The organism is Streptomyces sp. NPDC059169 (genome assembly GCF_042755225.1).
Classification (GTDB): Bacteria; Actinomycetota; Actinomycetes; order Streptomycetales; family Streptomycetaceae; genus Streptomyces.
The window spans coordinates 194,481-215,405 of record NZ_JBHZCF010000012.1 but is presented as its reverse complement, the minus strand read 5'-3'; the positions used below and the strand labels follow the sequence as shown (position 1 = coordinate 215,405).

The window sequence follows — 20,925 nt, the reverse complement described above, 5'->3', positions numbered from 1 at the left end:
ATGCTTGTCGCCGCCGCCGTGTGTCCCTGCCCCCCGCTCCTGGTGGCCGAGGTGGCCGCCGGCGCGGCCCACGAGCTCGACGCGGCCAGGACCGCCTGCGCCGACGCACTGGGCGTCCTCGCGGCTGCCCGCCCCGACCGGCTGGTCGTGGTGGGGGCCGCGGGATCGGGCGGGTCGGGCGCCTATCCCGAGGGGGCACCGGGTTCCTTCCGTGGTTTCGGTGTGGACGTCGACGTGCGTCTGGGGACGGCAGGTGGTGCGCGACCGGCAAGGGTCCTTCCTCCTTCGCTGTCCGTCGCCGCCTGGCTGTTGGACCGCGTGCGGTGGGCCGACGCCCCGGTGGAGGGTCTCGGTGTCGACGAGCGGCTGTCCCCGGAGCGCTGTGCGCATACCGGTCGCGAGCTCGCCGCCCGTGCCGGCCGCACCGCCCTGTTGGTGATGGCCGACGGCAGTGCCTGCCGCACCTTGAAGGCCCCGGGCTACCTGGACGAACGCGCTGCCTCGTTCGACGCGGGGGTGGCCGGCGCCCTGGCCGCGGCGGACACGGCCGCGCTCAAGGCGCTCGACGTGTCCTTGGCGTACGAGCTGAAGGCGGCCGGCCGCGCCCCCTGGCAGGTGCTCGCGGGCGCGGCGGAAGGCGCGGGTCTGGCGGGGGAGCTGCTGTACGAGGACGCTCCGTACGGCGTCGGGTACTTCGTCGCGACCTGGTCCTGAGGCACGGCCGGGCGTCCACGGTGGAACGCCCGGCAGCACGGCGGACGGTCGCGGAGCTCCGTGCCCGCGCGGCCGTCCGCCGTGCTGGTGTCAGGACGCCGTCGGCGGCGGCGGGACGCTGTCGTCCTTCGGCGCGCCGTCTTCCTTCGGGGCGAGTCGCCCCAGGGCTTCCTTGGCCTTGCCGGTGCCCGACTCGATCTTGTCGCTGTACTTGCCCTTGGTCCGGTGGTCGACCGACTGTGCGGCCCGCTCCAGGCCGTGCTCGACCTTCTCCAGGCCGTGCTCGATCTTCTCGCCGTGCTGGTGCGTGAAGTCAGAGACCTTGTCCCTGGCCGGGGCGATCTTGGCCTTCAGCGTGTCCAGGATGCTCATGGGTCACCTTCGCTCCTACGGATCTACTGGCGGGCGCCCTCGCCGGCCCCGTTGTCCGCAGCCTTCTCCGGGGACTGCTGCTTGGGGATCTCCACGCTCTCCGGGTCGGACGCACCGGACGCTTCCGTGCCGTTCGGCCCGTCCGTGCCGGCTTCGGACCCGGCCTCGGCGACGGCCTCGGCCTCCTTCGTGGCGTCCGCCGTGTCCGCGGAGACGTCCGCTGCGCCCTCCCCGGACTCGGCCGTCGGGGTGTCGACCGCAACGGCCTCGGTTGACGTTCCGGCAGCTTCCTTACTCTTCCGGCGAAACATTGCAAAAACGCCCATATTTACTCCATAGCGTACTCGTGCGTGCGGAATTCCGCCCCGCCCGGGGCGGAACACGGCGCCGCCCGGGTGCGCCGGCTCGGAAACCGGCGGCTGGAACCTCGCAACAGGCAACGACCCCGCAGGTGGGCCGTTACGTAACTCGTTCGGGGACACTCGCACGGTTTGCGAAACTGGGGCGGTGAGAAGTGCAGCTCCCGCTCCCAAAGTCATCGCCGTCGTCGGCCCCACCGCGGCCGGAAAGTCGGACCTCGGCGTCCATCTCGCCCGAGAGCTCGGCGGGGAGGTGGTCAACGCCGACTCGATGCAGCTCTACCGCGGAATGGACATCGGTACCGCGAAGCTGACCCAGGAGGAGCGCGGCGGGATCCCGCACCACCTGCTGGACATCTGGGACGTCACTGAGGCGGCGAGCGTCGCCGAGTACCAGCGGCTCGCCCGTGCGCACATCGACCGACTGCTCGCCGCGGGACGCACTCCCGTGTTGGTCGGCGGTTCGGGGCTCTACGTGAAGGGGGCGATCGACGTGCTCGAGTTCCCCGGTACCGACCCGGCGGTGCGGGCCCGGCTGGAGGCGGAGCTGCAGGAGCGCGGCTCCGGCGTCCTGCACGCCCGGCTGACCGCCGCCGACCCGGACGCGGCCCGGGTGATCCTGCCCAGCAACGGCCGCCGCATCGTCCGTGCGCTGGAGGTCATCGAGATCACGGGCAAGCCGTTCACCGCGAACCTCCCCGGACACGACGCCGTGTACGACACCGTCCAGATCGGCGTCGACGTCGCCCGGCCCGAGCTCGACGAGCGCATCGCGCTGCGGGTGGACCGCATGTGGGAGGCGGGGCTCGTGGAGGAGGTGCGCACCCTGGAGGCCCGGGGGCTGCGCGCGGGGCGCACCGCGTCCCGTGCTCTCGGGTACCAGCAGGTGCTGGGCGCGCTCGCCGGGGAATGTACGGAGGACGAGGCGCGTGCCGAGACCGTGCGCGCCACCAAACGCTTCGCGCGCCGACAGGATTCCTGGTTCCGGCGGGACCCGCGGGTCCACTGGCTCAGCGGCGGAGTCGCAGACCGGGCGGAACTGCCGCACCGGGCCCTCGCGTTGGTCGAACGAGGTGTTACAGCCTGATCACGTGATGGCATCGGGACGCGCCGCCCGTCATCCCGGACCCCGGGACCGTGCCATCATCGAGCATCGATCGACAAGTGAGTCCGAGTTGGGAGGGCGCGTGGCGATGGAGGCCGGCCCTCGCGACAGAGAACAGCAAACACGGGAAGACGCGAACGATCTGAGCCCCGACGGTCCTGATGAGACGCAGGACGTCCTCGCGGTGGACGCCGTAGGTGACGTCGAGGTGGAGGTCGAGCTCCGCCCGCAGCGCCGGCTGCGGATCTGGCAGCTCGCTCCCATCGTGGGGCTGGCCGCGGTCGGCTCTCTCATGTTCGCGTTCCCTCTCGCCTTCGGCACCGGCGACGGTGGCGCCGTCGTCGCCATGCTGGGGTTGCTGATCAGCTGCTGCGCCGCGGGCTGGGGAATGATGGCCGCCCGCCGTGTCGGGTACACCTGGCCCGGACTGCCCGAGCGGGGCTCCGGGGAGCGCCCCGACTGGCGCGTCCTCGCCCTGTACACGGCGATGGCCGTGGCTCTGGTGGGGCTGGCCGTGTGGCGGGTGGCGCGGCTGCGCTGACGGCGCACCCGTACGATTGGCCGCGTGACCTTCTCCGAGACGACACCGATCCCCTTCCTCAAGGGCCACGGCACCGAGAACGACTTCGTGATCGTCCCGGACCCGGACAACGACATCCCGCTGTCCGCGGCCGCCGTCGCCCGACTCTGTGACCGCCGCGCAGGCATCGGTGGTGACGGGCTGCTGCACGTGGTGCGGTCCGCCGCCCACCCGGAGGCGCGCGCACAGGCCGGCGAGGCCGAGTGGTTCATGGACTACCGCAACGCCGACGGCTCGATCGCCGAGATGTGCGGCAACGGTGTCCGGGTGTTCGCGCACTACCTGCAGCGCGCCGGTCACACCGGCGCCGGCGACGTAGCGGTCGCCACGCGGGGCGGGACCAAGCGGGTGCACATCGCCAAGGACGGAGACATCACGGTCGGCATGGGCCGTGCCGTCCTGCCCGAGGGCGGGGTAACGGTCAGCGTCGGTGGTCGCAGCTGGCCCGCGCGCAACGTGAACATGGGCAACCCGCACGCCGTCGCCTTCGTCGAGGACCTGGCGCACGCGGGCGACCTCCTGTCCGCCCCGCCCTTCAGCCCGTCCTCCGCGTACCCCGAAGGGGCCAACGTCGAGTTCGTCGTCGACCGTGGCCCGCACCACGTGGCCATGCGCGTCCACGAGCGTGGTTCCGGCGAAACCCGCTCGTGCGGCACGGGTGCCTGCGCCGTCGCCGTCGCCGCGGCGCGCAGGGACGGTGCCGACCCGGCCGTCACCGGCGCCCCGGTGACCTACGCTGTGGACCTCCCCGGTGGCCGCCTGGTGATCACCGAGCATCCCGACGGCGAGATCGAGATGACCGGCCCGGCCGTGATCGTCGCCGAGGGGCTGATCGACGGGTCCTGGCTCGCGGCCCTCCCCGCGTGACCGCGGCAGCGGCGCTCACCGACTGAAACGGCCACCACCTGAACCTTCGCTCGAATGGGTGATCCGTTTCACGCTGAGCGAGAGGTGGACTCCGCCACGTGGTGGGCTCGGTAGCATCAAGCACCGGCAGGGAGGGGTGCCGCCTCCCCAGCGCCGGTCGGACGCTGCCGGAGGTGCCCCATGAGTGCAGAGGCCACCAACCCTGATGCTCCCGGTCGCCGACGCGGCCTTCCCAGGATCGACCTGCGTCGGCTGGGTAGGGCCGCACTACTCGGTCCCACCGCCAGGGACCGGCTTCCGGATGCGATCGGCCACGTCGCCGAAGCCCACCGAGCCCACCACCCGCAAGCCGACCTCGCCATCCTCCGCCGGGCGTACGTCCTGGCCGAGTCCTCCCACCGTGGCCAGTTCCGCAAGAGCGGCGACCCCTACATCACGCACCCGCTCGCGGTGACGCTGATCCTCGCCGAACTGGGTGCGGAAACGACCACTTTGACCGCCGCCCTGCTCCACGACACCGTCGAGGACACCGACCTGACGCTCGATCAGGTCCGCGCGCAGTTCGGCGAAGAAGTCTGCTACCTGGTGGACGGCGTCACCAAACTGGAGAAGGTCGACTACGGAGCGGCCGCCGAGCCGGAGACCTTCCGCAAGATGCTCGTCGCCACCGGGAACGACGTCCGGGTCATGTCCATCAAGCTCGCGGACCGGCTGCACAACATGCGTACGCTCGGCGTGATGCGGCCCGAGAAACAGGCCCGCATCGCCAAGGTCACCCGCGACGTGCTCATCCCCCTCGCCGAACGGCTCGGCGTCCAGGCACTCAAGACCGAGCTGGAGGACCTCGTCTTCGCGATCCTCCACCCGGAGGAGTACGAACGCACCCGCGTCCTCATCGCGGACGACGCCGACGCCGGGGACGCACTCGCCGCCATCGCCGACGACGTGCGGAAGGTGCTCCACGACGCGGGCATCCAGGCCGAGGTCCTGGTCCGGCCGAGGCACTTCGTCTCCGTCCACCGCGTGCGGCTCAAGCGGGGCGAACTGCGCGGGACGGACTTCGGGCGGCTCCTGGTCCTCGTCGGCGAAGACGCCGACTGCTACGCCGTCCTCGGTGAACTCCACACCTGCTTCACCCCGTTGATCTCGGAGTTCAAGGACTTCATCGCCGCACCCAAGTTCAACCTCTACCAGTCGCTGCACACGGCGGTCGCGGACTCCACGGGAGCCGTCGCGGAAGTCCTCATCAGGACGCCCCGGATGCACCGCGTCGCGGAGGCTGGCGTCGTCGCCCTCGGCAACCCGTACGCGGACGCCGGCACGACAGCCGACGCCGCAGAGGGCGAACGGGCCGACCCGACCCGGCCCGGCTGGCTCTCCCGACTGCTGGAGTGGCAGGAGTCCACCCCCGACCCCGACACGTTCTGGTCGTCGCTGCGCGCAGACCTGGCCGAGGACCGCGAGATCACCGTCTTCCGCGCCGACGGCGGTCCCCTGGGACTCCCGGCCGGGGCGAGCTGCGTGGACGCCGCGTACGCGCAGTACGGAGAGGCCGCGCACGCCTGTATCGGCGCCCGGGTCAACGGCCGCCTCGCCACCCTGGGGACCCGTCTCGGCGACGGCGACACCGTGCACGTGCTCCTCGCCCAGGACGCGGCTTCCGGACCGTCCCCGGACTGGCTGGACCACGCACGGACCCCCGCCGCGCGCATCGCGATCACCACCTGGCTCAGCAAGCACCCCGAGGGCGCGAAGCCCCTCGCCGCCGCGCGTGCCCCGGTCGCGTTCACCAGCGGCCGTCCGGCCGCCGGCGACGCCGTCGCCCTTCCCGAGCTTCCCGGCACCCCTGTGCGCCTCGCCGGCTGCTGCACCCCGGTCCCCGCCGACGAGATCGTCGGCTTCGCCGTGCGCGGCGGGACGGTCACGGTGCACCGCGACCGGTGCCCGGCCGTGGGCCGGATGCGGGCCCTGGGACGGACGCCCGTGGAGGCGTGCTGGGGTGACGCCGCCGAATGCAGGGTCACCCTCGTCGCCGAGTCGTTCGGCCGGGCTCATCTGCTGGCGGACCTCACGGAGGCCATCGCGACGGCGGGGGCGGCGATCGCCTCCGCCACCGTGGAACCCCCCAGCGAACAACGCGTGCGGCACACGTACACGCTCCGGCTCCCCGATGCCGCGGGGCTTCCCGCCCTCATCAGGGCGATGCGCGACGTGGCCGGGGTGTACGACGTCAGCCGGGCCCAGCACCCCGCGACCACCACCTGACCGCAGGCGAGCCGGTGCTCCCCGACCCGCCGTGCGCACCGATCCCCGCGGATGGCACCCGTGTGCGATCGGCGGTGCACCGGTCGACTCCGTTCGGGTGGGCGCGGAGCGTGCCGCCCCGCTGGACGATCCCGGCGCTGGTAGCGGTGGTCCATGCTGCGCACCCCTCGACGCCTGCGAGCCGCCCTGCTCGTCGCCGCCTCGGCCACGCTGGTCGCCGCCGCACTCCCCGCGGCCGAACCGCTCGGTATCGGCGACCCCCTCTTCCCGTACCTCGGCAACCCCGGGTACGACGTCCTCGGCTACGACGTCGCCCTCGCCTACCGTGGCTCGAACACCGAGCCACTGGACGCCGTCACGAAGATCATGGCGACGGCGACCGGGCGGCTGGAGCGGATCAACCTCGACTTCACCCAGGGCACCGTTCGGAAGGTCGAGGTGAACGGCCGGCGAGCGGACTTCACGACCAGCGGGGAGGACCTGGTGGTCACGCCCCGGCACGCGGTGGACGAGGGTGGTGCGCTGCGCATCACCATCACCCACACCAGCGACCCGAACGGAAGGCGCGGTGGCTGGGTGCGCACGTCCGACGGTTTGGTGATGGCCGGCCAGCCGGACTCGGCCCACCGCGTGTTCCCGTGCAACGACCATCCGGCCGACAAGGCGATGTTCACGTTCCGGATCACCACGCCCGCCGAGCTCACGGCCGTGGCCAACGGCGTCCGGCTGGCCTGGTTCCGTACCGGAGGTCGGACGACCTGGCGCTACGCCACCGCACACCCCATGGCCACGGAGCTCGCCCAGGTGTCGATCGGCGCGTCGACCGTCGTCCACCGCAAGGGACCGCACGGGCTGCAGCTGCGCGACGTCGTACCGACGACCGAAGCCGAGGCGCTCGAACCGTGGCTGGCGAAGACCCCCGGGCAGATCGCCTGGATGGAGGGCAAGGTCGGTCGGTATCCGCTCGAGACCTACGGCCTGTTGATCGCGAAGGCCGACACGGGATTCGAGCTGGAGACGCAGACGCTGTCGCTGTTCGAGGGGTCGCTGTTCACCCGCACCGACCTCCCCCAGTGGTACGTCGAGTCGGTCATGGTGCACGAGCTGTCACACCAGTGGTTCGGTGACAGCGTCTCGCCCCACCGCTGGTCGGATCTCTGGCTCAACGAGGGCCACGCCAGCTGGTACGAGGCCCTCTACGCCGAGGAACACGCGCAGAAGTCCCTGGAGAACCGGATGCGCGACGCTTACACGAAGTCGGACGCCTGGCGGGCGGCGGGCGGTCCTCCCGCGGCCCCCAAGAAGGCGGCGCCGGGCGATCAGCTCGGACTGTTCCGGCCCGTGGTGTACGGCGGCAGCGCGCTGGTGCTCTACGCCCTGCGCCAGGAGATCGGGCAGCAGGCGTTCGAGCGGGTGGAGCGGGCGTGGGTGACCGAGAACAAGGACCGCACCGCGACCACCGACGACTACACTGCGTTGGCTTCGCGACTCTCCGGGCGCGACCTCTCCGGGTTCTTCAGGGCATGGCTGTACGGGGAGAGGACGCCGCGGATGCCCGGTCATCCGGACTGGCACAGCGTGGCGCCGCCGGCGACGTGAGCCTGACACGACCCCAAACCGGGATGACGGGCGCGGCGGCCGCGTGCGACCATCGACGGGTCGGCAACGCCGCGGGACGGGGCCGCCGGAACGGCCGGGAATGTTCCGCAGCCGTCACGCGTTGTGAGCAACGTATCGTACGTTCCGTATTTCCATCGACGTAAGGATCCAATGACCTCCTCTTCATCCCCTTCCCAGGACGCACAGAGCTTCGCGGAGACCAACCGCACCGAGAGCCTTCGAGCCGATGCCCTGATGGAAGAGGACGTCGCCTGGAGCTACGAGATCGACGGGGATCGGGACGGCGAGCAGTACGACCGCTCCGACCGTGCAGCCCTGCGTCGCGTGGCGGGTCTCTCCACCGAGTTGGAGGACGTCACCGAGGTCGAGTACCGGCAGCTGCGCCTGGAGCGCGTCGTGCTGGTCGGTGTCTGGACCTCCGGGACCGTCCAGGACACCGAGAATTCGCTCGCGGAGCTCGCGGCGCTCGCCGAGACCGCGGGCGCCGTCGTGCTGGACGGTGTCATCCAGCGCCGCGACAAGCCGGACCCGGCCACGTACATCGGGTCGGGCAAGGCGACGGAGCTGCGCGACATCGTGCTCGAGACCGGTGCCGACACCGTCATCTGCGACGGTGAACTCAGCCCGGGCCAGCTGATCCACCTCGAGGACGTCGTCAAGGTCAAGGTGGTCGACAGGACCGCCCTCATCCTCGACATCTTCGCGCAGCACGCGAAGTCCCGTGAGGGCAAGGCCCAGGTGGCGCTGGCGCAGATGCAGTACATGCTGCCCCGGCTGCGCGGCTGGGGCCAGTCGTTGTCGCGGCAGATGGGCGGCGGTAGCGGTGGCATGGCCACTCGAGGCCCCGGTGAGACCAAGATCGAGACGGACCGGCGACGGATCCGCGAGAAGATGGCGAAGATGCGCCGGGAGATCGCGGAGATGAAGACCGGCCGTGAGATCAAACGCCAGGAGCGCCGCCGGAACAAGGTCCCGTCGGTCGCCATCGCCGGCTACACCAACGCGGGCAAGTCCTCGTTGCTCAATCGGCTCACCGGCGCCGGCGTCCTGGTGGAGAACGCCCTGTTCGCCACCTTGGACCCGACGGTCCGCCGCGCCGAGACCCCGAGCGGCAGGCTCTACACGCTGGCGGACACGGTCGGCTTCGTCCGGCATCTTCCGCACCATCTGGTCGAGGCCTTCCGGTCGACCATGGAGGAGGTCGGCCAGTCAGATCTCATCCTGCACGTCGTGGACGGATCGCATCCCGCCCCGGAGGAGCAGCTCGCCGCCGTGCGCGAGGTGATCCGCGACGTCGGCGCGGTGGACGTACCGGAGATCGTGGTGATCAACAAGGCGGACGCCGCCGACCCGCTGGTGCTGCAGCGCCTGCTGCGCATCGAGCGGCGCGCGATCGCGGTCTCGGCGCGTACCGGTGCCGGTGTGCAGGAGCTCCTCGGCCTCATCGACGCCGAACTGCCGCGGCCGCAGGTCGAGGTCGACGTCCTGCTGCCGTACACGCAGGGAGCCCTCGTGTCGCGGGTGCACGCCGAGGGAGAGGTGCTGTCCGAGGACCACACCATCGAGGGCACGCGGCTCAAGGCGCGTGTCCACGAGGAGTTGGCCGCGGCGCTCGGACCGTACGTCCCGGCGGCGCACTGATCGGGCGGCCCATCCGTCCACAGCGAGTCCGAAGGCCCGTCCCTCCCCGCATCGGGAGGACGGGCCTTCGGCGTGGGTGCACGGCCTCGTCGGCGGCTAACGGCGGGCGAACTTGTCGCTCATCGCCGTGTAGATCGCCTCGGCACCCTCACCCAGCCGCGGTCCGGCCAGCCAACCGGCCGTCACCGGGCCGATGGAGGTGTTGGACACCAGCGCCAGCTTGCCGTTCGGCTGCCTGGCGAACCAGCCGCCGCCGGAGGAGCCGCCGGTCATGGTGCAGCCGATGCGCCACATCGTCGGCGTCCCTGGGCTGACGGACAGCCTTCCGGGCCGGTCGACGCACTTGTGCATGATCAGCCCGTCGTAGGGCGGGGCGGCCGGGTAGCCCCAGGCGCCCATGGCCGGGATGTCCTTCGCCTCGGGCGCGGCGAAGTCGACGTCGAGGGCCACGCCCACGGTCTCCTCGAGGGACTTGGTGCCCTTCTCGGGCCTCACGTGCATGACGGCGTAGTCGTAGGGGGCGCCGCCGCCGCCCGTCGGGCCGCCCTGGGAGATCCACTCGCCGGAGGTCGACACCCAGTCGGCCCAGAAGACGCCGTAGGGGGCGATCTCCTCGGGCTTGGCGTCGTCGAGCTGGGCGGCAGACTTGCCCAGGTCGTTGTAGGCGGGGACGAAGGCGATGTTGCGGTACCAGCCACCCTCCTGACCCGCGTGCACGCAATGGCCCGCGGTCCACACGAGGTTGGACCTGCCGGGGGCCTTGGGGTCCTTGATCACGGTGGCAGAGCAGACCATCGTGCCCTGGGGGGCGTCGAAGAAGACCTTGCCGATGGGGGCGCCGTGCTGGGTGTACGGGTTCTTCTCACGCTGGGCCCGGACCGGCTGCGGCTCCGGATCCGTGACGCCCCGGTCGCCGTTGATGTCCCCGGAGGCCATCGTCTTCCGGGGGGACTTCGCGTCCTTCATCCGTTCGGGCTTCCAGAGACCTTCGATCATGGGGTTGACGAAGTCCTTGGCTTCACGGAGCCACTTGTCCTTGTTCCAGTTCTTCCACGCTCCGTCCTTCCACGTGTCAGGGTCGACGCCGTGCTCCCTGAGCTTGTCGGCCAGGTCCCCGGGGAGGGCGTCCCCTGCGGTGTCCCCGGCGGAGGTCGACGCGGTGGGCCCACCGGCTGCTTTCTCCTCGGCAGGACCGCAGGCGGTGGCCGTCAGCGAGAGGGCCGCGGCCAGGCCGGCGGCGGCCAGTAGCGGACGTATGGATCGCATGGAAAGGGGTCCCCCTGGTATCAATTGCCATGAACGTGTCACGTGTAGCGGCATGCGAAAGGGCGGTCTCCCGGTGGACCGCCCGCAGTGTTTGCCCACTCTAGTCCTGTACTGAACGTGCCCGTTGGCCCGCGCGGCCACCTGCACGGAGTCTCCACCCCGGCGGTGCAGGCAGTCGCCGGACGAGCAGCGGGCCTCCGGACCGTGCGCCGGAGGCCCGCCTCGCCCGTGCAGCGGGCGGGGCGCCAGACCGCCTGCGGCTAGCGCCCCGCGAACTTCCCGCTCACGGCGTCGTAGACGCCCTTGGCCTCCTCGCCGAGGCGCGGACCGGCCAGCCAACCGGCCGTCACCGGACCGATGGACGTGTTCGACACGAGCGCCGGCTTGCCGTCCCTGCCCGCAGCGACCCAGCCGCCGCCGGACGAACCACCGGTCATCGTGCAGCCGATGCGGTACATCGTGGGCTCTTTCGTCTCCAGGGACAGTCGGCCCGGCTTGTCCTCGCACTGGAACAGCCGCTCGCCGTCGAACGGCGGCGCTGCCGGGTAGCCGGTCGCCGTCATCGTGCGGATCTTCGGCACGGCCGGGGCGTTGAAGTCCACCGGCAGTGCCGAACCGACGACCTCCTCCAGGGACTTGCCTGTGCCGCCCTTCTCGGGGGTCACGTGGATCACGGCGAAGTCGTACGGCGCGCCGTGGCCCCCGGTCTGCCCCCCTTGGGAGATCCACTGTTCGGAGGTCTGCGCCCAGTCGCCCCACCAGACGCCGTAGGGAGCGATCTCCTCCCTCGAAGGCTTCTTCCCGGAAGGGGACGTGCCCTTGTCGTTGTACGAGGGGACGAAGGCGATGTTGCGGTACCAGCCGCCCTCCATGCCCGCGTGCACGCAATGGCCCGCGGTCCACACCATGTTGGACTTGCCCGGGTGGGCCGGGTCCTTCACGACGGTCGCCGAGCAGACCATCGACCCCTTCGGGCCGTCGAAGAAGACCTTGCCCGCCTCGGGGGCGCTCCCGTGGTACGGCGCATCCACCGCCGCGGCCGTGACCGGCTTCGGCGTCGGGTCGGTGACGCCCTCGTCACCGGAGATGTCCTCGTCCTCCACGGGCTTGTCGGGCTGCCCGGCGTCCCTCATGCGGTCCGGGTCCCAGAGGTCCTCGATGATCGGGTTGACGAAGTCCTTGGCCTCACGGAGCCACGTGTCCTTGTCCCAGTTCTTCCATTCGCCGTTCCGCCACTTGTCCAGGTCTATCCCGTGTTCCTTGAGCCTGTCCTTGAGGTCGTCCGGAATCGTGATCTTCCCGTCGGAGGACGTGTCAACGGCCGGGGCACTGGGCTTGCCGCCCGCGTCGTCCTCGCCGGGCCCGCAGGCCGTGGCCGTGAGCGCGAGCACCGTGGTGACGGCCGCAGCCGCGACCACCGACGCGTTGCGACGGACGCTCCTCCCGCGGCGTACGGCGAAGGCCGGGCGGTTGAGTCGCATGTCGTGATCCCCCTGGGACTTCATGAGTTACGTACGTGAACGAACTGCTCGCCCGCACCCCGGCGTTGCCGTCCGGGGCCGGGTGCAGCCCCCCACTATGCCGGTGCCGATGGGGACGGCCTCCGGCAGGGCCGTGGTTCCCCGCCGCAACGATCTTCCGTTTTGACCGTGATCCTCCGCTCCCGGCGTCGTTGGTACGGACGGGGGACCAAGGTCAGCGTTCACCTCCGAGGGCCGGCGGACGACCGCCGTACCGACGTGCAACGCAACTGTGACAGCAGGAGGACCAAGAGCCGTGCCCGTGACCGAACCCGCCCCGGGTGCACCGCCCGGTGCGCACGAGGGGATCCTGCGTCGGCAGTCGCTTCGCGAATCCGCGGCCCGGACGTATGCGCGCTCCCTGCCCATCGTCCCCGTGCGCGCTCGGGGGCTGACGATCGAAGGCGCCGACGGGCGCCGGTACCTGGACTGCCTGTCCGGCGCGGGCACGTTGGCCCTCGGCCACAACCACCCCGTCGTCCTCGAAGCGATCCGGAAGGTCCTCGACTCGGGTGCCCCGCTGCACGTGCTCGATCTGGCGACCCCCGTCAAGGACGCCTTCACCACCGAGCTGTTCGGCACCCTGCCGCGAGCGCTCGCCGAGCACGCCCGCGTCCAGTTCTGCGGTCCGGCCGGCACGGACGCCGTGGAAGCAGCCCTGAAGCTGGTGCGCACGGCGACCGGCCGCCGAGGGCTCCTGGCGTTCACCGGCGCCTACCACGGGATGACCGCGGGGGCGCTCGACGCCTCGGGTGGCGCCACCGCCGTCCGCGTGGCCCGGCTCCCCTACCCGCAGGACTACCGTTGTCCCTTCGGGATCGGCGGGGAGCGGGGCGCCGAACTCGCTGCACGCTGGGCCGAGAACCTGCTCGACGATCCCAAGGGCGGCGTGCCCGCTCCGGCCGGGATGATCCTCGAACCCGTGCAGGGCGAGGGCGGCGTCATCCCCGCCCCGGACACCTGGCTCCGCCGGATGCGGGACATCACCTCGTCCCGGTCCATCCCGCTGATCGCCGACGAGGTGCAGACCGGCGTCGGCCGCACAGGAACGTTCTGGGCGGTCGAACACAGCGGGATCGTTCCCGACGTGATGGTGATGTCCAAGGCCATCGGCGGCTCGCTCCCCCTGGCCGTCATCGTCTACCGCTCCGACCTGGACGCCTGGGAACCCGGTGCGCACGCCGGCACCTTCCGGGGCAACCAGCTCGCCATGGCGGCCGGCGCAGCGACCCTCGCCTACGTGCGCGAGAACGGACTCGCCGATCGCGCCGCCACCCTCGGCGCCCGCATGCTCGGCAGCCTGCAGGGGCTCGCCGCGACGCACCGCTGCATCGGGGACGTACGCGGTCGTGGCCTGATGATCGGCGTGGAGTTGGTCGACCCCGACGCCGACGATCCGTATGCCGACGTCCCCCCGGCTGACCCCGCGCTGGCAGCCGCGGTACGACAGGAATGTCTCGACCGCGGTCTCATCGTCGAACTCGGCGGCCGCCACGACTGCGTCGTCCGCCTCCTCCCGCCGCTCACGCTCACCGACGAACAGGCCATCGCCGTCCTCGACCGCTTCGCCGACGCACTGGCAGCGGCCGAACGCTCGCCACTCCGCCGAAACCACGCCGGGCCGTCCCACTTCCCGGACGACACCACGAGGAAGTGTCCATGAACCCCACCCCCGCGCCCGACGGCCCTGCCGACACCGCCTACGCCAAGCGGTGCGGCGAAGCAGCCACTCCCGACACGGCCCGACCAGGCCTCGCGGTCGAGTCGGCACCCGTTCCGCGGCAGACCCCGGCGTCCGCAGATGACCGGACCAGCCGCGGCCCCGCCGACACCGTCACGGTCCACCGTGCCGACGCACCCCACGCCACCGTGGGCGAAGACCTGCTCGACCACCCCGACCCGTTCACGGCCGCGGACGCCGCCGCCGTCGAGAACCTGCTCCGCTGCTGGGTCCGCGAGAACGACATCGGGCAGCCCGAGGGCGCCACCCTCCGCATCACCCTCGACGCCAGCAGCACGGCCCTCCTGGTCCCCGTGAACCACTGGTCCCCGACGGGCTGGCACCGTTTCGGTCCACCGGGACTGGCCGGCGCGCCGGCGGACGCCCCCCCGGTCGACGCCGTCACCGTCGCTTCCCTCCTCACCCGGGAGACGGCACGCCCCGCCGGAGTTCCGGGCCGCACACCCCCCGGCCGACCGGACACCGCTGCCAGCCGCTGCGAGGCGGCCGACCTCGTCGGACGTGTCGCCGACTCCGTCCGGCGCACTGCGGACTTCATCGCACACCGCCGTCGGCGGCCCGCTCCGCATCCCGACGCCGACCTGTTCCTCACCGCCGAGCAGTCCCTGCTCCTCGGACATCCCCTGCACCCCACTCCCAAGAGCCGTGAAGGACTCTCGGAGGCGGAAGCCCGCCTCTACTCACCCGAGTTGTCCGGCTCCTTCCCGCTGCACTGGCTCGCCGTAGACCGCACCGTCCTCGCTTCGGACTCGGCCTGGACGGAGGACGGCCGGGTCGTCCCCGCCGATCTGCTCATCCGCCGACTCAGCGGTGACCTCCGGTTGCCAACCGGTTCCTGCGCGCTGCCGCTCCACCCCTGGCAGGCCCGGGAGCTCGCGCACCGTCCGGACGTCTCCGCACTCCTGGAGGCGGGGCTCCTCCACGATCTCGGTACCCGCGGGCCGGTGTGGCACCCCACCTCATCGGTCCGCACGGTCCACCGGCCCGACGCCCCCACCATGCTCAAGCTCTCCCTCGGGGTACGCATCACCAACTCCCGCCGCGAGAACCTCCGCAAGGAACTCCACCGGGGAGTGGAGGTGCACCGGCTGCTCCGCAGCGGCCTGGCCGACCAGTGGCACGCCGTACACCCGCGCTTCGACATCGTCCGGGATCCTGCCTGGCTCGCGGTCGACACGCCCGATGGGACCCCCGTACCGGGACTCGACGTCATGGTTCGCCACAACCCCTTCGCATCCGGCGACGACGCCGTCTGCATCGCCGGGCTCACCGCACCACGGCCCTGGCCGGGGCGCACCCGCATGTACTCGCGCCTCGCGGAGGCCATCGGTCGGCTCACCGAGCGCACCGGCCGGCCGCCCGGAGAGGTCGCCGTCGAGTGGTTCCTGCACTACCTCGACCACGTCGTACGCCCGGTGCTGTGGCTGGACGCCATGGCGGGGGTCGCACTGGAAGCACACCAGCAGAACACCCTGGTGATCCTCGACCCCGACGGTTGGCCGGTCGGCGGCCGCTACCGGGACAACCAGGGCTACTACTTCCGGGAGTCCCACCGCACTGCCCTCGAACGACGGCTCCCGGGGATCGGCGCCGCCAGTGACACCTTCGTCCCCGACGGCGTCGCGGACGAACGTTTCGCCTACTACCTCGGCATCAACAACGTCCTCGGTCTCATCGGGGCCTTCGGTTCGCAGGCCCTCGCCGACGAGCGGGTACTGATCGACGCCTTCCGGCGTTTCCTGGTCGCGACCGCAGACCTCGGCTCGCCCCTGCCGGTGCACCTGCTGGAGAACCCCACCCTGCGGTGCAAGGCCAACCTCCTCACCCGGCTCCACGGCCTCGACGAGCTCGTCGGCCCGGTCGACACCCAGTCCGTGTACGTCACCATCGCCAACCCCCTCCATCCCTGAGGCCACGACACCGCGGTGGATCCGGCACCGGACCGCCCGACCGGCCTCCGTACCCCCGAACCGCAGACAGGAGAGCGCCCGATGCCTCCCGCCGAAACAAGCGCCGACAGTGCGGCGGCCGACGCCACGAGCCCGGGTGAGGGGGCCGAGGACACCCTGGAGCTTCAGGTCCCCGACGAACTCGGTGCCCTGCTCGGGCCCGAGGGGAACGACGAGGAACCGCACGACGCCGACGCGCGGGCCTTCGGCACGGTGGCCGGTGGCGACACCTCTGCCGGACGCCCCGCGTCCGGTGGGTTCGCCGACGAGGACCTCCTGGACGCCCCCGCCGACTGGTGCGCGACCCGCACGCCGATCGGCTCCTTCCGACTCGTCCCCGTGCGCGTCGAGCGCGACCTGTCCTTGATCAGCCGCTGGATGAACGACCCGGCCGTCGCCGCGTTCTGGGAGCTGGCGGGATCCGGCGCGGTCACGGAGGCCCATCTGCGCGCCCAACTCTCCGGTGACGGCCGGAGCGTCCCCTGCATCGGCGTGCTCGACGGCGTGCCGATGAGCTACTTCGAGATCTACCGCGCCGACCTGGACCCGCTCGCCCGGCACTATCCAGCCCGCCCCCACGACACCGGCGTCCACCTCCTGATCGGCGGCGTCGCCGACCGGGGCCGCGGCGTCGGCACCGCTCTGCTACGAGCGGTCGCCGATCTCGTCCTGGCCCACCGGCCCCGCTGCGCCCGCGTCGTCGCGGAGCCCGACCTGCGCAACACCCCGTCGGTGGCCGCCTTCCTGAGTGCGGGCTTCCGTTTCTCCGCGGAGCTCGAACTGCCCGCGAAGCGCGCCGCCCTCATGGTCCGCGACCGAGCCCTGAGCCATGTGCTGTGAACGACCTGACGAGTTGCCCACACCGCTCGACCCGCATCGGTCCCCTGGAGGAGTCCCGTGCCGAAGTCCCCTGCCACCCCAGACTCCGTCGAAACGCCCGCCCTTCTCACCCCCGCAGAGCTGAACCCCGACGCCTGGTACCGGGCATGTCGCCGTCTCCTCGCCAAGATGATCGGCGAATTCGCCTATGAAGAGATCATCGAGCCGTTCGCCCAGGGATCGGGCGGCCGCTACGCCCTCTCCCTCGACGACGGCGAGACCCTCACCTTCCGCGCCCGGCGCGGGGCCTACGGCAGCTGGCGCGTCGCCGAGGGCTCGATCGAGAGCGGGGGAGCGCCCTTCACCGATCCGCTCCGCTTCATCGTCGCCGCCCGCTGTCTCCTCACCCTCGACGGCGCCACGCTCGGCCACCTCGTACGCGAGCTGAACACGACGCTCGTCGCCGACTGCCGGCTCGACCACACCGCCCTCCCCGCGGCCCGGCTCGCCGATCTCGACTACTCCGCCCTCGAGGGCCACCAGACCGGCCACCCCTGGCTCGTTCCCAACAAGGGTCGCCTGGGGTTCTCGGCCCGGGACACCGTCCGCTGGGCCCCGGAGGCACGCACCCCGTCCCCGCTCCCGTGGATCGCGGTCAGCACGCGTCTCGCCGCCTACCGGGCCATTCCCGCCCTCGCCGCGCCGGACCGTCTCTATGAGGGGGAGCTCGACCCCCCCGTGCGCGACGCGTTCACCGCAGAGCTCCGCTCCCACGGCGTGGATCCCGCTGACTTCCTCTTCCTGCCCGTGCACCCCTGGCAGTGGGAGCAGGTCCTCCTTCCCCTCTACGCACCTTCCGTCGCCCGGGGCGAGATCGTCCCGCTGGGCGCGGACGGCGATCTGCGCCTGCCGCAGCAGTCCATCCGGACCTTCCTCAACACCACCCGCCCCGACCGGCACACCGTCAAGCTCCCGCTCTCCGTCCTCAACACGCTCGTCTGGCGCGGACTGCCCACCGAACGGACACTCGCCGCACCCGCCGTCACGGCCTGGGTGCACGGGCTCCGGGACGCCGACCCGTTCCTGCGGGACGAATGCAGGGTGATCCTGCTCGGCGAGGTCGCGTCCGTCACCGTCGCACACCCCCTGTACGACGGCCTGCCAGAGGTCCCCTACCAGTACAGGGAACTGCTCGGCGCGATCTGGCGTGAGCCGCTACGACTGGCCCCGGGGGAACGGGCCCGCACCCTCGCCGCGCTGCTGCACACCGATCCCGACGGGCGGGCCTTCACCGCGGAGCTGGTCGAGCGCTCCGGGCTCGCCCCCTCCGTCTGGCTGCAACGCCTCTTCGCCGCACTGCTCCCCCCTCTGCTGCGCTTCCTCTACCGCTACGGCACCGTCTTCTCCCCACACGGTGAGAACGCCATCGTCGTCTTCGACGACCACGACGTGCCGGTGCGCCTGGCGATCAAGGACTTCGTCGACGACGTGAACGTCAGCGCCCGGTCGCTGCCCGAGCACGAGGGCATGCCCAGCGAGGTGCGGGAGGTCCTGCTCACCGAGGAGCCCGGCTTCCTCACCCAGTTCATCCACGCAGGACTCTTCATCGGGGTCTTCCGCTACCTGGCCCCGCTGTGCGAGGAGCAACTGGGCGTGCCGGAGGCCACGTTCTGGTCACTCGTACGTGCGGAGATCCTGCGGCACCACGCCCGATTCCCGGAGCTCAAGAACCGCTACGAGCTGTTCGACCTGTTCGCCCCCCGCATCGAGCGTCTCTGCCTGAACCGCAACCGGCTGCACCTCGACGGCTACCGCGACCGTGCCGAGCGTCCGCACGCCGCCGTCCACGGCACCGTGCCCAATCCACTGGCCACCGTCTGACCGCCGCGCGGGACGGGACGCCGCGGGACGGTGAGGGGAACGGAACGGGAGGACGCCCCGCGGTCTGCCGGACCCCTCGAACGGGCCCACGTACGGTCATCGTCTCCTGCACTGTCAGGGCGACGGACTAGGGTGGACCGCCTATGACGAAGGCATCCCTCTCCGACCTCCTCCACGCCGCAGTCACCGCCGTCGGCGGGGTGGAACGTCCCGGCCAGGTCACCATGGCCGAATCCGTGGCCGCCGCGATCGACGGCGGGTCCCACCTGCTCGTCCAGGCCGGCACGGGCACTGGAAAGTCCCTCGGCTACCTCGTGCCCGCACTGGCGCACGGGGAGCCCGTGGTGATCGCGACCGCGACGCTCGCGCTCCAGCGCCAGCTCGTGGAGCGCGACCTGCCCCGGACGGTCGACGCGCTGCACCCGCTGCTGCGCCGCCGCCCCGAGTTCGCCATGCTGAAGGGCCGGTCGAACTACCTCTGTCTGCACCGCCTCCACGAGGGGGTCCCGCAGGAAGAGGAGGAGGGGCTCTTCGACCCGTTCGAGGCGGCCGCGCCGACCAGCAAGCTCGGACAGGACCTGCTCCGGTTGCGCGACTGGTCGGACGAGACGGACACCGGCGACCGCGACGACCTCACCCCCGGCGTCTCCGACCGGGCCTGGTCCCAGGTGTCCGTGTCGTCGCGGGAGTGCCTCGGCGCCTCGAAGTGTGCCTACGGGGCTGAGTGCTTCGCCGAGATGGCCAGGGAGCGCGCCAAGCTGGCCGAGGTCGTGGTCACGAACCACGCCCTGCTCGCCATCGACGCCATCGAGGGCGCTCCCGTGCTCCCGCAGCACGAGGTGCTGATCGTCGACGAAGCCCACGAACTGGTCTCCCGGGTCACCGGCGTCGCCACCGGCGAGCTCACCCCCAGCCAGGTCAACCGCGCTGTACGGCGGGCGTCGAAGCTGGTCAACGAGAAGGCGGCCGACCAGCTCCAGACCGCTGCCGAGGGCTTCGAGCGGCTCATGGAGCTGGCGCTGCCAGGGCGCCTCGAAGAGATCCCGGAGGACCTCGGATACGCCTTGATGGCACTGCGCGATGCCGCGCGCACGGTCATCTCCGCGCTCGGCAGCACGCGCGACAAGTCCGTCCAGGACGAGGACGTGGTGCGCAAGCAGGCCCTCGCGTCGGTCGAGACCGTGCACGACGTCGCCGAGCGGATCACCAACGGCTCGGAGTACGACGTCGTCTGGTACGAGCGGCACGACCGCTTCGGGGCGACGCTGAGGGTGGCGCCGCTCTCCGTCTCGGGGCTGCTCCGCGAGAAGCTCTTCTCCGACCGGTCGGTGGTCCTCACGTCGGCGACGCTGAAGCTCGGCGGTGACTTCAACGGCGTCGGTGCCTCTCTGGGGCTGGCGCCGGAGGGCACGGAAGGGGAGGAGCAGCCGGTGTGGAAGGGGGTCGACGTCGGCTCCCCCTTCGACTATCCGAAGCAGGGCATCCTCTATGTGGCGCGCCATCTGACCACACCGGGCCGTGAGGGCACCCGCGGTGACATGACCGACGAGCTTACCGAGCTGGTGGAGGCGGCGGGGGGCCGGACGCTGGGTCTGTTCTCGTCGATGCGGGCCGCCCAGGCCGCGGCGGAGGCACTGCGCGGCCGGATCGACAAGCCCGTCCTGCTCCAGGGGGAGGAAACGCTGGGCGAGCTGATCAAGAGCTTCGCAGCGGACCCCGAGACGTGCCTCTTCGGCACGCTCTCCTTGTGGCAGGGCGTCGACGTGCCCGGGCCGAGCTGTCAGCTCGTGGTGATGGACCGCGTTCCGTTCCCGCGACCTGACGATCCCCTGATGAGCGCTCGCCAGAAGGCCGTGGAGGAAAACGGGGGCAACGGATTCATGGCAGTAGCCGCCACGCACGCGGCCCTGCTCATGGCGCAGGGGGCGGGAAGGCTCGTCCGTGCCACGGGTGATCGTGGGGTCGTTGCCGTGCTCGACCCGCGGCTCGCCACGGCGCGGTACGGCAGCTACCTGCGGGCGTCACTGCCCGACTTCTGGTACACGACGGACCGTAATCAAGTGCGCCGCTCGCTCGCCGCGATCGATGCCGCCGCCAGGAAGGACGGCAAGTGAGGGAGCAGGTGCGTGCGCGGCGCAGGAGCGACAGGGCCGGGGGAGCACGGGGATAGCCCTGGGCCCCGGGACCGGCGCAGTGGGTCCCGGGGCCCGGTCAGAGCCGACGAGA

16 protein-coding genes are annotated in these 20,925 nt (G+C 71.5%); 12 read left to right on the top strand and 4 right to left on the bottom strand.

Features of this window, described 5'->3' with window-relative positions; genetic code table 11:
* A complete protein-coding gene (locus tag ACFXOM_RS22950; protein ID WP_384938317.1) occupies window positions 1–714 on the top strand; it encodes a hypothetical protein in 714 nt (237 codons plus the stop codon).
* Window positions 715–804: 90 nt separating this feature from the next.
* Here the strand turns inward: ACFXOM_RS22950 and ACFXOM_RS22945 are convergent, their stop codons facing one another.
* Both ACFXOM_RS22945 and ACFXOM_RS22940 read right to left on the bottom strand, forming a co-directional pair.
* Window positions 805–1,086 (bottom strand): antitoxin, encoded by a 282-nt coding sequence (locus ACFXOM_RS22945; protein ID WP_384938319.1) that lies wholly within the window; start codon window positions 1,084–1,086, stop codon window positions 805–807.
* Between the two features lie 23 nt (window positions 1,087–1,109).
* Window positions 1,110–1,412 carry a hypothetical protein gene (locus ACFXOM_RS22940; RefSeq protein ID WP_384938320.1) on the bottom strand — a complete coding sequence of 101 codons (303 nt, stop codon included), beginning with the start codon at window positions 1,410–1,412 and terminating at the stop codon, window positions 1,110–1,112.
* Between the two features lie 181 nt (window positions 1,413–1,593).
* Between ACFXOM_RS22940 and miaA the strand changes: the two genes are divergently transcribed.
* The 6 genes from miaA (at window position 1,594) to hflX (ending at window position 9,523) form a co-directional block, all read left to right on the top strand.
* Window positions 1,594–2,532 (top strand): tRNA (adenosine(37)-N6)-dimethylallyltransferase MiaA, encoded by a 939-nt coding sequence (gene miaA, locus ACFXOM_RS22935; protein WP_384938322.1) that lies wholly within the window; start codon window positions 1,594–1,596, stop codon window positions 2,530–2,532.
* 106 nt (window positions 2,533–2,638) lie between these two features.
* Window positions 2,639–3,091, top strand: a complete 453-nt coding sequence (locus ACFXOM_RS22930) for a hypothetical protein (RefSeq protein WP_384938464.1) — start codon at window positions 2,639–2,641, stop codon at window positions 3,089–3,091.
* A gap of 24 nt (window positions 3,092–3,115) precedes the next feature.
* On the top strand, window positions 3,116–3,997 hold the full coding sequence (gene dapF / locus ACFXOM_RS22925; RefSeq protein WP_384938323.1) for a diaminopimelate epimerase: 882 nt from the start codon (window positions 3,116–3,118) through the stop codon (window positions 3,995–3,997).
* A gap of 180 nt (window positions 3,998–4,177) precedes the next feature.
* The gene (locus tag ACFXOM_RS22920; protein WP_384944210.1) at window positions 4,178–6,262 is read left to right on the top strand and encodes a RelA/SpoT family protein; all 2,085 of its coding nucleotides are present in this window, start codon (window positions 4,178–4,180) and stop codon (window positions 6,260–6,262) included.
* A gap of 153 nt (window positions 6,263–6,415) precedes the next feature.
* Window positions 6,416–7,861: a M1 family metallopeptidase gene (locus ACFXOM_RS22915; protein ID WP_385039029.1), complete on the top strand. Its 1,446-nt coding sequence runs from the start codon at window positions 6,416–6,418 to the stop codon at window positions 7,859–7,861.
* Window positions 7,862–8,032: 171 nt separating this feature from the next.
* Window positions 8,033–9,523, top strand: a complete 1,491-nt coding sequence (hflX, locus tag ACFXOM_RS22910) for a GTPase HflX (protein ID WP_384938328.1) — start codon at window positions 8,033–8,035, stop codon at window positions 9,521–9,523.
* Between the two features lie 96 nt (window positions 9,524–9,619).
* Here the strand turns inward: hflX and ACFXOM_RS22905 are convergent, their stop codons facing one another.
* On the bottom strand, window positions 9,620–10,789 hold the full coding sequence (locus ACFXOM_RS22905; RefSeq protein WP_385039026.1) for a trypsin-like serine peptidase: 1,170 nt from the start codon (window positions 10,787–10,789) through the stop codon (window positions 9,620–9,622).
* A 260-nt stretch (window positions 10,790–11,049) separates the two neighbouring features.
* Window positions 11,050–12,270 carry a trypsin-like serine peptidase gene (locus tag ACFXOM_RS22900; protein WP_384938331.1) on the bottom strand — a complete coding sequence of 407 codons (1,221 nt, stop codon included), beginning with the start codon at window positions 12,268–12,270 and terminating at the stop codon, window positions 11,050–11,052.
* Window positions 12,271–12,565: 295 nt separating this feature from the next.
* Here ACFXOM_RS22900 and ACFXOM_RS22895 point away from each other — a divergent pair, with 295 nt between their 5' ends.
* The 5 genes from ACFXOM_RS22895 to ACFXOM_RS22875 all read left to right on the top strand — a co-directional run bounded on the left by ACFXOM_RS22895 (window position 12,566) and on the right by ACFXOM_RS22875 (window position 20,813).
* On the top strand, window positions 12,566–13,972 hold the full coding sequence (locus ACFXOM_RS22895) for a diaminobutyrate--2-oxoglutarate transaminase family protein (RefSeq protein WP_384938333.1): 1,407 nt from the start codon (window positions 12,566–12,568) through the stop codon (window positions 13,970–13,972).
* On the top strand, window positions 13,969–15,960 hold the full coding sequence (locus ACFXOM_RS22890) for an IucA/IucC family protein (RefSeq protein WP_385039023.1): 1,992 nt from the start codon (window positions 13,969–13,971) through the stop codon (window positions 15,958–15,960). The genes ACFXOM_RS22895 and ACFXOM_RS22890 overlap by 4 nt, the downstream gene beginning before the upstream one ends.
* 81 nt (window positions 15,961–16,041) lie before the next feature.
* On the top strand, window positions 16,042–16,839 hold the full coding sequence (locus ACFXOM_RS22885) for a GNAT family N-acetyltransferase (protein ID WP_384944205.1): 798 nt from the start codon (window positions 16,042–16,044) through the stop codon (window positions 16,837–16,839).
* Between the two features lie 57 nt (window positions 16,840–16,896).
* Window positions 16,897–18,699: an IucA/IucC family protein gene (locus ACFXOM_RS22880; protein ID WP_385039020.1), complete on the top strand. Its 1,803-nt coding sequence runs from the start codon at window positions 16,897–16,899 to the stop codon at window positions 18,697–18,699.
* Between the two features lie 143 nt (window positions 18,700–18,842).
* Window positions 18,843–20,813, top strand: coding sequence for an ATP-dependent DNA helicase (locus ACFXOM_RS22875; protein ID WP_385039017.1), 1,971 nt, complete (start codon window positions 18,843–18,845; stop codon window positions 20,811–20,813).
* The last annotated feature ends 112 nt before the right edge of the window (window positions 20,814–20,925 follow it).

Coding starts and splice junctions, on each gene's coding strand:
- ACFXOM_RS22930 (WP_384938464.1), top strand. CDS start 2,639: ATGGAGGCCGGCCCTCGCGACAGAGAACAGCAAACACGGGAAGACGCG.
- ACFXOM_RS22885 (WP_384944205.1), top strand. CDS start 16,042: ATGCCTCCCGCCGAAACAAGCGCCGACAGTGCGGCGGCCGACGCCACG.
- ACFXOM_RS22890 (WP_385039023.1), top strand. CDS start 13,969: ATGAACCCCACCCCCGCGCCCGACGGCCCTGCCGACACCGCCTACGCC.
- ACFXOM_RS22950 (WP_384938317.1), top strand. CDS start 1: ATGCTTGTCGCCGCCGCCGTGTGTCCCTGCCCCCCGCTCCTGGTGGCC.
- hflX (WP_384938328.1), top strand. CDS start 8,033: ATGACCTCCTCTTCATCCCCTTCCCAGGACGCACAGAGCTTCGCGGAG.
- ACFXOM_RS22875 (WP_385039017.1), top strand. CDS start 18,843: ATGACGAAGGCATCCCTCTCCGACCTCCTCCACGCCGCAGTCACCGCC.
- ACFXOM_RS22915 (WP_385039029.1), top strand. CDS start 6,416: ATGCTGCGCACCCCTCGACGCCTGCGAGCCGCCCTGCTCGTCGCCGCC.
- ACFXOM_RS22920 (WP_384944210.1), top strand. CDS start 4,178: ATGAGTGCAGAGGCCACCAACCCTGATGCTCCCGGTCGCCGACGCGGC.
- ACFXOM_RS22900 (WP_384938331.1), bottom strand. CDS start 12,270: ATGCGACTCAACCGCCCGGCCTTCGCCGTACGCCGCGGGAGGAGCGTC.
- ACFXOM_RS22940 (WP_384938320.1), bottom strand. CDS start 1,412: ATGGGCGTTTTTGCAATGTTTCGCCGGAAGAGTAAGGAAGCTGCCGGA.
- ACFXOM_RS22945 (WP_384938319.1), bottom strand. CDS start 1,086: ATGAGCATCCTGGACACGCTGAAGGCCAAGATCGCCCCGGCCAGGGAC.
- ACFXOM_RS22905 (WP_385039026.1), bottom strand. CDS start 10,789: ATGCGATCCATACGTCCGCTACTGGCCGCCGCCGGCCTGGCCGCGGCC.